Origin of the sequence: Pseudomonas sp. EGD-AK9 (genome assembly GCF_000465935.2) — a bacterium.
In the GTDB taxonomy this organism is placed as follows: Bacteria; Pseudomonadota; Gammaproteobacteria; order Pseudomonadales; family Pseudomonadaceae; genus Aquipseudomonas.
In genome coordinates this window covers 1-10,136 of the sequence record NZ_AVOF01000073.1, presented here as the reverse complement: position 1 = coordinate 10,136, position 10,136 = coordinate 1, and the positions used below count along the sequence as shown (strand labels likewise).

10 protein-coding genes are annotated in these 10,136 nt (G+C 68.1%); 4 read left to right on the top strand and 6 right to left on the bottom strand.

Translation table 11 applies throughout. The features are described from left to right. Together N878_RS04045 and N878_RS04040 are read right to left on the bottom strand one after the other, a co-directional pair. Positions 1 to 220 (bottom strand): DUF4124 domain-containing protein (locus tag N878_RS04045; RefSeq protein ID WP_021442409.1); only part of this gene is annotated, 220 nt, incomplete at its 3' end. A 70-nt stretch (positions 221 to 290) separates the two neighbouring features. Then, positions 291 to 665: a tol-pal system YbgF family protein gene (locus N878_RS04040; protein WP_021442408.1), complete on the bottom strand. Its 375-nt coding sequence runs from the start codon at positions 663 to 665 to the stop codon at positions 291 to 293. 151 nt (positions 666 to 816) lie between these two features. On the opposite strand from N878_RS04040, the gene N878_RS04035 reads away from it, so the two are divergent. The 3 genes from N878_RS04035 (at position 817) to pyk (ending at position 4,161) form a co-directional block, all read left to right on the top strand. Continuing rightward, on the top strand, positions 817 to 1,623 hold the full coding sequence (locus N878_RS04035; protein ID WP_021442407.1) for a tetratricopeptide repeat protein: 807 nt from the start codon (positions 817 to 819) through the stop codon (positions 1,621 to 1,623). Between the two features lie 107 nt (positions 1,624 to 1,730). After that, positions 1,731 to 2,654, top strand: a complete 924-nt coding sequence (locus tag N878_RS04030) for a universal stress protein (protein ID WP_021442406.1) — start codon at positions 1,731 to 1,733, stop codon at positions 2,652 to 2,654. A 55-nt stretch (positions 2,655 to 2,709) separates the two neighbouring features. Beyond that, on the top strand, positions 2,710 to 4,161 hold the full coding sequence (gene pyk, locus N878_RS04025; RefSeq protein ID WP_021442405.1) for a pyruvate kinase: 1,452 nt from the start codon (positions 2,710 to 2,712) through the stop codon (positions 4,159 to 4,161). Positions 4,162 to 4,250: 89 nt separating this feature from the next. Here pyk and N878_RS04020 read toward each other — a convergent pair whose 3' ends face one another. From N878_RS04020 to N878_RS04010, 3 genes are all read right to left on the bottom strand, one after another. Then, complete coding sequence (locus tag N878_RS04020) at positions 4,251 to 5,024, bottom strand: enoyl-CoA hydratase (RefSeq protein WP_021442404.1); 774 nt, start codon at positions 5,022 to 5,024, stop codon at positions 4,251 to 4,253. 102 nt (positions 5,025 to 5,126) lie between these two features. Then, positions 5,127 to 6,065 carry an iron-sulfur-binding ferredoxin reductase gene (locus N878_RS04015; RefSeq protein WP_031302719.1) on the bottom strand — a complete coding sequence of 313 codons (939 nt, stop codon included), beginning with the start codon at positions 6,063 to 6,065 and terminating at the stop codon, positions 5,127 to 5,129. Continuing rightward, on the bottom strand, positions 6,058 to 7,185 hold the full coding sequence (locus N878_RS04010; RefSeq protein WP_021442402.1) for a diguanylate cyclase: 1,128 nt from the start codon (positions 7,183 to 7,185) through the stop codon (positions 6,058 to 6,060). The genes N878_RS04015 and N878_RS04010 overlap by 8 nt, the downstream gene beginning before the upstream one ends. Before the next feature lie 288 nt (positions 7,186 to 7,473). Between N878_RS04010 and N878_RS04005 the strand changes: the two genes are divergently transcribed. Then, positions 7,474 to 8,997: a fumarate hydratase gene (locus N878_RS04005; RefSeq protein WP_021442401.1), complete on the top strand. Its 1,524-nt coding sequence runs from the start codon at positions 7,474 to 7,476 to the stop codon at positions 8,995 to 8,997. An 83-nt stretch (positions 8,998 to 9,080) separates the two neighbouring features. Here N878_RS04005 and zapE read toward each other — a convergent pair. Then, the coding region (gene zapE, locus N878_RS04000) for a cell division protein ZapE (RefSeq protein ID WP_021442400.1) at positions 9,081 to 10,136 on the bottom strand (1,056 nt) is incomplete at its 5' end.

The window sequence follows — 10,136 nt, the reverse complement described above, 5'->3', positions numbered from 1 at the left end:
GCTGCTCCTCGCGGCGGGCATCGAAGAAGCGCTGGCTGCGCGCCTCGCGCTCGCGGGTGTGCTCGTCGCGTTCGACCACCTGCGGCTTGACCTCCACCGGCTCGGCGCCGGCACCCGGACGCTGGCCGAAATGCACGCGGCCCTGGGCATCGGTCCAGCGATAGATTTCCGCTGCGGCCAGGGCCGGCAGCAACAGGGCGACAAGCAGCAGGCTGCGCATGCTGATCCTCCGTGAACAGGTGGCCCAGCTTAAACCGCCGCGCAGCCGGCGCAAATGACTGATGATCGGCTCACAATGGCGCCGGCGTAGCCTTGGCCGGCTCCGCCGGATTGTGGTGGCCGAGCTGCTCCAGGGTCTGCAGGCGCGCGCGGGCGCGGTAGGCGTACTCGCTGGTCGGGTAGCGGCTGATGATGAACTGGTAGGTCTGCGCCGCGTCGACGAACAGGTTCTCGCGCTCCAGGCACTGGCCGCGCAGCAGCGAGATTTCCGGCTGCAGGTAGCCGCGCGAACGGCTCTTGCGTTCGGCCTTCGACAGCTCCAGGGCGACGCAGGCGCAGTCGCCATCCTCGTAGGCGCGATAGGCGTTGTTCAGGTGATGGTCGAGCGACCAACGGGTGCAGCCCGTGGCGACCAGCGCCAGGGTCAGGATGATCAGGGTTCGCATGGGCAATTCCTCCGCTGAGCAGTGTATCGACTGGCGCCGGGAAAACTGAACCGCCGCAAACCTCCGATGGGTTGTGCCGCGCCCGCCTTGGCGCTGGGTGGGCGCCTGACTAGACTGCGGCGCATCGGCCGACTCCGGCCAAGGAGCCCGCATGCCGCGCACTCGCCTGATACCATTCGTCGCCCTCGCCGCCCTACTGAGCGCCTGTGCCCCCACGACGCCGCTGTTTATCGCCCAGGTCACTACCAACGAGGTGGTCGAGTACAAGGCGCTGAAGACCAAGCGCATGACCGCCGCCATCGAAGATGAAGGCGACCTGCTCACCTACAGCGCCATGGCCATCCGCGACGCCCACAGCGACAAGGCCGAGGCCCTGTACCTGGACGGCTACCGCGACCGCCAGCTGAGCGGCGAGGTGCGCGCCATCGCCCTGTACCAGATCGGCCTGATCTACATGAACCGCTTCAACGAGCAGCGCGACGACGCCAAGGCGCTCAACTACTTCTACCGGGTGCTCAACGAGTTCCCCGCCAGCCGGGCCGCCGGCCGCGCCGAGCAGCGCATCACGCTGATCCGCCAGCGCAGCGAGGAGCCGCTGCACAAGACCTCGCGCGAGCTGCTGGCGCACTGGCAGCCGAGCCAGAACCTCGACCTGTACCAGAGCAGCCTCGACCCGGACATGACCCTGCTGTCGCGACGTGCCGTGCTCAAGGGCCGCGTCACCGAGGCCGAGGAGCTCTACCTGCTGGGCCTGGCCGACCCGCACGTGCCGGCCGGGATCAAGGAAAAGGCGCTGTACCAGCTGGCGCTGATGCACATGGCAGCGGACAACCCCGACGCCGACCGCGCCAAGGCCATCGCCTACCTGCGCCGCCTGCTGGTGCAGTACCCGGACGGCGAGCTCAACGCCAAGGCCGCCCGCCACCTGGACATGGTGCTGAATCCGGCCGTGCGCTGAGCGGCGCCCGCCCTTCGTTCACCTCCTGGGGCTAAGCTGACCCATATCAAGGCAGGCGCCTGCAAGGCGCGCTGCAATGCCTGGGTCACCCTCGCGAGGTACAGACCATGAAACTGCAACGACTGCTGGTGGTCATCGACCCCAACCGCGACAGCCAGCCGGCGCTGCAACGCGCCGCCTGGCTGGCCCGGCACAACCCGGCGCAGCTGCACCTGCTGCTGGTGGACTATCACGCCGGCCTCGACGGCCGCCTGTTCGACAGTGCGATCCAGGCCAAAGGCCGCGCCGCGCTGCTGGAGCAGCACGGCCAATGGCTGGAGCAACGCATCGCGCCGCTGCGCAGCGGCGGTCTCGAGGTGCAGGTGGACATCCGCTGGGGCAAACGCCTGGACAAGGAGGTGCTGGCCAAGGTCGCCGAACTGCAGCCGGACCTGGTGCTCAAGTCCGCTGCGCACAACAGCCTGCTGCGCCGCCTGCTGCTGACCGACAGCTGCTGGCAGCTGATCCGCCATTGCCCGGTGCCGCTGTGGCTGGTGCACCACGCCGAGTGGCAGGGGCGCAGCCTGTGCGCCGCCCTCGATCCGCTGCACAGCGCCGACAAGCCGGCGGCCCTGGATCACCAGCTGATCCGCACGGCCATGGAGCTGAGCCAGCGCTTCGCCCTGCAGGCCCACTACCTGCACTGCCACGCGCCGCTGCCGCGCACCCTGGTGTTCGACGCGGCGATGGTCGCCGACTACGACAACTATGTGCGCGACAACGCGAAAAGCCACCGCGAGGCCTTCGAGCAACTGCTCGGTCAATACCCCATCGCCCTGCCCGATACCCACCTGCTGGAAGGTTTCACCGAGGAAGTGCTGCCGCGTTTCGTGCGCGAGCACAATATCGACCTGCTGCTGATGGGCGCCATCGCCCGCGGCCAACTCGACACCGCCCTGATCGGCCACACCGCGGAGCGGGTGCTGGAGGCCGTGGAGTGCGACCTGCTGGTGCTCAAGGCGGATTCGTCACGTAGTGCAACGGAACAATGACTACAGCGAATCGCCGTAGTAGCCTCGCCGGCACATTCCATTAGGGAGTCCGCGCATGACCTTTCGCCGCACCAAAATCGTCGCCACCCTGGGCCCGGCCAGCAACTCGCCGGAAGTGCTCGAGCAGCTGATTCTCGCCGGCCTCGACGTGGCCCGCCTGAACTTCTCCCACGGCACGCCCGACGACCACAAGGCCCGCGCCCAGCTGGTGCGCGACCTGGCGGCCAAGCACGGCCGGCACGTGGCGCTGCTCGGCGACCTGCAGGGGCCGAAGATCCGCATCGCCAAGTTCGAGAACAAGCGCATCGAGCTCAAGGAAGGCGACCTGTTCCGCCTGTCCTCCAGCCACTCGCGCACGGCCGGCACCCAGGACGTGGTCGGCATCGACTACCCGGCGCTGATCCAGGACTGCGACGTCGGCGACGAGCTGCTGCTGGACGACGGCCGGGTGGTCATGCGCGTCGAGCTCAAGGGCGCCGACGAGCTGCACTGCCGCGTACTGATCGGCGGCCCGCTGTCGGACAACAAGGGCATCAACCGCCGTGGCGGCGGCCTCACCGCGCCGGCGCTGACCGAGAAGGACAAGGTCGACATCAAGCTGGCCGCCGAAATGGACCTGGACTACCTCGCCGTGTCCTTCCCGCGCGACGCCGCCGACATGGCATATGCCCGCCGCCTGCTCAGCGAGGCCGGCGGCACGGCCTGGCTGGTGGCCAAGATCGAGCGCGCCGAAGCGGTGGCCGACGACGAGACGCTGGACGGCCTGATCCGCGCCAGCGATGCGGTGATGGTGGCTCGCGGCGACCTCGCCGTGGAGATAGGCGATGCCGAGCTGGTCGGCATCCAGAAGAAGATCATCGCCCACGCCCGCCGCCTGAACAAAGCGGTGATCACCGCCACCCAGATGATGGAGTCGATGATCCACAGCCCGATGCCGACCCGCGCCGAGGTCTCCGACGTAGCCAACGCCGCGCTGGACTACACCGACGCGGTGATGCTGTCGGCCGAGAGCGCCGCCGGCGAATACCCGGTGGAAGCGGTCGAAGCCATGGCCCGCGTCTGCCTCGGCGCGGAAAAGCACCCGACCAGCCAGAAGTCCAGCCACCGCATCGGCCGCACCTTCGAGCGCTGCGACGAGAGCGTGGCCCTGGCCACCATGTACACCGCCAACCACTTCCCCGGCGTCAAGGCCATCATCAGCCTGACCGAAAGCGGCTACAGCCCGCTGATCATGTCGCGCATCCGCTCGTCGATCCCGATCTTCGCCTTCACCCCGCACCGCGAGGCGCAGGCCCGCGTGGCGCTGTTCCGCGGCGTCTACACCGTGCCCTTCGACCCGGCCGCACTGCCGGCCAACAAGGTCAGCCAGGCGGCGGTGGACGAGCTGCTCAAGCGCGGCGTGGTCGAGCCCGGCGACTGGGTGATCCTGACCAAGGGCGACAGCTACCACGGCACCGGCGGCACCAACACCATGAAGATCCTGCATGTCGGCGATCCGATGGTTTAAGGCACAGCTGAACGCAAAAGGCCGCTCGAACGAGCGGCCTTTTGCTTTTCCTGTGCGAGGTGCCTTAACGGCGGTGCGCACGACGCCCCCTACGCGAACCTGGAAAAATCCGGCTTTCTGCGCTGCATAAAGGCCGACAGCGCCTCGATGGCCTCGGGCGAGCGCAGGCGTTGGCCGAACAGTGCGCCCTCCTCCTCGATCACCCGGCGCAATTGCTCGCGATCCGGTGCGCGCATCAGGCGCTTGCTGTCGGCCAGCGCCGCAGGCGCCAGGTCGAGAAAGCGCAGCGCCATCTCGCTCGCCTTGGCCAGGGTCGCCGCGCCGTCGTCCAGCGCCTGGTTGGCGATGCCCCAGGCCGCCGCCTGCTCGCCGCTGAAGCTCTCGCCGAGCAGCAGCAGTTCGGCGGCGCGGGCGTGGCCGAGCAGACGCGGCAGGATCAGGCTGGAGCCGTACTCCGGGCACAGGCCGAGGTTGACGAAGGGCATCTTCAGCTGCGCGTCGCGGCTGACGTAGACCAGGTCGCAGTGCAGCAGCAAGGTGGTGCCGATGCCCACCGCCGGCCCCGCCACCGCCGCCACCACCGGTTTGCTGAATTCGAACAGCGCGCGCATGAACTGGAACACCTCGCTGTTCAGCCCGCTCGGCGGCGCCTGGATGAAGTCGGCGACGTCGTTGCCGCTGGTGAAGCACTGCTCGCCGCCGGTGAGCAGCACGGCGCGCACCGAGCGGTCGCGGTCGGCCTCGTCCAGGATTTCAGCCATGCCGGCGTACATGGCGCGGGTCAGCGCGTTCTTCTTGTCCGGGCGCTGCATGCGCAGGGTCAACAGCGCACCGTCGCGCTCGATTTGCAGGAATTCGCTCATAAGATGCTCCGAGGTCGTAGGCGCACTGATCCGTCTGAGCCGCGCAACGGAGGCCCGCTGTGATCGGCGCCAGTGTGCCCAGCCTGGATGGCCCCGCGCATCCTACATACGGGTTAGAAACAGGTCGGCGAACATCTGGCTACGCGGCAAACCGGCCATATAGAGGCGCCGCGCGAAGCTGTCGACCGTCGTGGGATGGCCGCAGAGTAAGGCGAGGGTCTGCCGCGAAACAAGCCGCAGTTCGGCCAAAGCAGCCGGCAACTGCGCCGCCGTCACCAGCTCGATCTGCAGCTGCGCATGCTCGGCAGCCAGCGCCTGCAGCTCGCCGGCCAGGTAGTGCTCGGCCGGCTCATGGGCCGCATGCAGCAGGCGGATGGCGCCGCGATGCTCCTGGCGCAGCGCCTCGCGCAGCACACCGTAGAGCGGCGCCAGGCCGGTACCGGCGGCCAACAGCCAGAGCGGCCGCGCCTGCCAATCGGCATCGTAGTGCAGCGCGCCGCCGCGCAACTCGCCCAGGCGCAGGTCGTCACCGAGCTGCAGGCGTCGCGCGGCGTCGCAGAAGGCGCCGGGCTGGCGGCAGTCGAGATGGAATTCCAGCCAGGCGTCCTCGCCCGGCAGGCTGGCCAGGGAATAGGGCCGCGCCACGCCGTCTGCGCTCCACAGCAGCAGGTGCTGGCCGGCCTGGTAGCGCAGCCGTCGCTCGGGTTGCAGGCGCAAGCGCAGCACGCTGGGGCTCAGCCAGTCGAGGCCGACCACCCTGGCGGCCAGGCCGTCGCGCTGCGGGTCGAAGGGTTCGACCTGCAGATCGCCGCCGACCTGACACTGGCAGGCCAGGCGCCAGCCCTCGGCGCGCTTGTCGGCGGCCAGCGCCTCGGGCTGCAGGTCCAGCGGCTCACCGGCCAGGCAGCGCACCAGGCAGGCGTGGCAGCTGCCGGCGCGGCAGCTGTAGGGCACTTTGATGCCGCCGGCCAGCAGGGCATCGAGCAGATTGGCCTGTTCGGCCACCTGCAATAATTTGGCGCCAACGCGCAGTTCAGGCACCCGCTCTCTCCCAGCTGGCATCGCAGCGATTGCGGCCGCCGCGTTTGGCCTGGTACAGCGCCTGGTCGGCGCGCTGCAAGGCCTCCTCGAGGTCGTCGCCGGCGGCAAGCAGGGTCATGCCGGCGGACAGGCTGAGATTATCCACCTTTATCCCCACCGGTTCAGCCTGGGCGAAGGCTTCGCGCAGGCGTTCGCAGCAGGCGGTGAACTGGTCGGCATCGGTATTGGGCAGCAGCAGGACGAATTCCTCGCCGCCGTAGCGGGCGATGATGTCGCCGTCGCGCAGGCAGGCGCGCGCCACCGCGGCGAAAGTCTGCAGCACGCGATCGCCGGCGGCGTGGCCATGGGCGTCGTTGATGCGCTTGAAGTGATCCAGATCGATCAGCGCCAGGCCGTGCTGGCGACCGGCGCCGAGATGCTGCAGCTCGCGGCCGGCCAGACGGAGGAAATGCCGGCGGTTGAACAGCCCGGTCAGCTCGTCGGTGGCCACCAGGTCCTCGAGCTGGCGCATCATGCCGCGCAGGGTGTCCTGGTGCGCCTGCAGGGCGAAGCGGCGCTGACGCATGCGTTGGCGCATGGCCTGCACATAGCCGGTGAACAGGCACAGCCAGACCAGCAGGATGAACAGCACGCCGACTTGCAGCAGCGCCAGGCTGGGATCGCCGAGCTGCTCGCGGTAAGCCTGGATCAGGATCATGCCGGCGAAACCGAAGAAGGCGAACGCCGCGCAGCGCGCGAACACCCGCGGCGGCAACTGGAACACACCGAACAGCAGGATCAGCACGTAGAACACCAGCAGGCTGCCACGCGCGCTGTCGAAGAAGGCCAACAGCAGCGGCTGCCAGGCCAGCGCCAGGAGCACCTGCACCTCGGTCAGGCTGGGGTCTGCGAAACGCAGGTTGCGCCCGGACAGAAACAGCCAGAGCAGCACCAGCTGACTGGCAAATATGCCCAGGGTCAGCCCGACAGCCGTGGCCAGGGAACCGCGAAACAGGCCGGCGAGAACGGCGAACCAGCACACCAGCGCCATCATCGCGTAGGTGGCGAAGGCCATGGCGAAGCGCTTGAGCAGCAGGCTCTGCAGGCTGCGTTGCGTTACCCGGTGGCTGGTTGGGCTCATGGGCTCCATCCCATACTGGCATCTGGCCGTTACTCTACCCCCGTGATCACAAATTGCCTAGCGCGCCGATAACCGCCCACAGCTAGCAGCATCGACCTTCGGCGGCTGTGCCCTGTGCGACCGGCGCGCTATACTGCCGCGCCTTTTTTGTTGCCTGCCAACCCTGGCGGCAACCCAAGGGGCCGTCGCGGGGCGAGGTGAAATACCGTTCCCGACCATTTTTCGCCGTTGCGCCGGGTCATGATTCGGCGCTTCCTTATAGATGTTCCCTGATAGAGGAGCGCCCCCATGACCGTGATCAAGCAGGACGACCTGATCCAGAGCGTCGCCGACGCCCTGCAGTTCATCTCCTATTACCACCCCGTCGACTTCATCCAGGCCATGCACGAGGCCTACCTGAAGGAAGAGTCGCCGGCCGCCAAGGATTCCATGGCGCAGATCCTGATCAACTCGCGGATGTGCGCCACCGGCCACCGTCCAATCTGCCAGGACACCGGCATCGTCACCGTGTTCATCAAGGTCGGCATGGACGTGCGCTGGGACGGCGCCACCATGAGCGTCGACGACATGATCAACGAGGGCGTGCGCCGCGCCTACAACCTGCCGGAGAACGTCCTGCGCGCCTCGATCCTGGCCGACCCGGCAGGTGCCCGCAAGAACACCAAGGACAACACCCCGGCGGTGATCCACTACTCCATCGTCCCCGGCGACAAGGTGGAAGTGGACGTCGCGGCCAAGGGCGGCGGCTCGGAGAACAAGTCGAAGATGGCCATGCTCAACCCGTCCGACTCGATCGTCGACTGGGTGCTCAAGACCGTGCCGACCATGGGCGCCGGCTGGTGCCCGCCGGGCATGCTCGGCATCGGCATCGGCGGTACCGCCGAGAAGGCCGCGGTGATGGCCAAGGAAGTGCTGATGGAGCACATCGACATCCACGAGCTGAAGGCCCGCGGCCCGCAGAACCGCATCGAGGAGCTGCGCCTGGAGCTGTTCGACAAGGTCAACCAGCTGGGCATCGGCGCCCAGGGCCTGGGCGGCCTGACCACCGTGCTCGACGTCAAGATCATGGACTACCCGACCCATGCCGCGTCCTTGCCGGTGTGCATGATCCCCAACTGCGCCGCCACCCGTCACGCCCACTTCGTGCTGGACGGCAGCGGCCCGGCCGAGCTGGAAGCGCCGGACCTGTCCGCCTACCCGGAAATCGTCTGGGAAGCCGGCCCGAGCGCGCGCCGGGTCAACCTCGACACCCTCACCCCGGAAGAGGTGCAGAGCTGGCAGCCGGGCGAGACCGTGCTGCTCAACGGCAAGATGCTCACCGGCCGCGACGCCGCGCACAAGCGCATGGTCGACATGCTCAACAAGGGCGAAGAACTGCCGGTGGACCTCAAGGGCCGCTTCATCTACTACGTCGGCCCGGTCGATCCGGTGCGTGACGAAGTGGTCGGCCCGGCCGGCCCCACCACCGCCACGCGCATGGACAAGTTCACCCGGCAGATCCTCGAGCAGACCGGCCTGCTGGGCATGATCGGCAAGTCCGAGCGCGGTCCGATCGCCATCGATGCGATCCGCGACAACAAGGCCGTGTACCTGATGGCCGTCGGCGGCGCCGCCTACCTGGTCGCTCAGGCGATCAAGAAGTCGCAGGTACTGGCCTTCCCCGAACTGGGCATGGAGGCGATCTACGAGTTCGAGGTCAAGGACATGCCGGTGACCGTGGCGGTCGACACCAAGGGTGAGTCGGTGCACATCACCGGCCCGGCGATCTGGAACAAGAAGATCGCCGACAGCCTGGCGGTGGAAGTGAAGTAAGCGCCCGCGCCAACGACAGACCCGGCCGCGTGCCGGGTTTGTCGTTTCTCGCCTCCGCGTTTTTTTGGGGAAAGGTCTGGCGCCTACGCCTTCCCATGCCCCCGGCCGAAACGCACCAGCTGCATCTCGTGCAGGCGGCTCAGGGTGCGCTGGAAGGCGAAGCCGAGGTAGCCCTGGGTATAGAGCTCGTCCAGCGCCACCTCGGCCTCGATATACAGCGGCACGCGGCGGTCGTAGCACTCGTCGACCAGAGCGATGAAACGCCGCACCGCGTCGTCGTTGCGTGACAGCGCCGGCAACTGGCGATCCCCGGCGTCGACCCGTTCGGCGCCGTCCTCGGTGCCGCGGGCGATGCGTCCTTCATGCTGCTCGCCGCCCAGGCAAGGCACCTCGCCCAGCAGGATGGCCGGGAAACGCTGGCACAGTTCGATGAAGTCGGGCGCCGCCAGCGGCTGCTGGCACAGGTCGGCGAAGCGGCACCATAGCGCCGCCGGGCTATGGCCCAAGGTCGGCAACGGGCGGTGCGCCAGCTGGAGCGGTTCATGCAGCAGCGCCTGCCCTGCGGACAAGCGGGCGAATACGCCAGCCAGCGCCTGCGGCTGGTTCACCCAGTAACGCTGGACTTCTGCGCCCGGGTGCAGACGATGATCCTGCGCGCCATCCACCGCCACCACCCGCATATGCGCCTCGAGCGCGGCGATCGCCGGCAGGAAGCGCTCGCGGTTGTAACCACCGGCATACAGCTGCTGCGGCGGCTGGTTGGAGGTGGCCACCAGCACCACGCCCTCCTCCACTACCAGGCTGAGCAGGCGGCCGAGCAGCATGGCATCGCCGATATCGCTGACGAACAGCTCATCGAAGCACAACACCCGCAGCTCGCGCCCCAGCTCCTCGGCCAGCAGGCGCAGCGGGTCGGGGTTGCCGGTCAGCTGAAACTGGCGGCGATGCACCCACTGCATGAAGTGGTGGAAATGCTGACGCCGCGCCGGCACCCGCAGGGTGTTGTAGAAGCTGTCCATCAGCCAGGTCTTGCCGCGCCCCACCGGACCCCAGAGGTAGACGCCCAGCGGCCGCCCGCCGCGGTGCACGGCGTCGTGACAGTCTTGCAGCGCGGAGGCGGCGCGCCGCTGCGCGGCATC

Excerpts from the sequence above, each read along its gene's own strand:
- N878_RS04040 (WP_021442408.1), bottom strand. The coding sequence starts at position 665 with ATGCGAACCCTGATCATCCTGACCCTGGCGCTGGTCGCCACGGGCTGC.
- N878_RS04035 (WP_021442407.1), top strand. The coding sequence starts at position 817 with ATGCCGCGCACTCGCCTGATACCATTCGTCGCCCTCGCCGCCCTACTG.
- N878_RS04030 (WP_021442406.1), top strand. The coding sequence starts at position 1,731 with ATGAAACTGCAACGACTGCTGGTGGTCATCGACCCCAACCGCGACAGC.
- pyk (WP_021442405.1), top strand. The coding sequence starts at position 2,710 with ATGACCTTTCGCCGCACCAAAATCGTCGCCACCCTGGGCCCGGCCAGC.
- N878_RS04020 (WP_021442404.1), bottom strand. The coding sequence starts at position 5,024 with ATGAGCGAATTCCTGCAAATCGAGCGCGACGGTGCGCTGTTGACCCTG.
- N878_RS04010 (WP_021442402.1), bottom strand. The coding sequence starts at position 7,185 with ATGAGCCCAACCAGCCACCGGGTAACGCAACGCAGCCTGCAGAGCCTG.
- N878_RS04005 (WP_021442401.1), top strand. The coding sequence starts at position 7,474 with ATGACCGTGATCAAGCAGGACGACCTGATCCAGAGCGTCGCCGACGCC.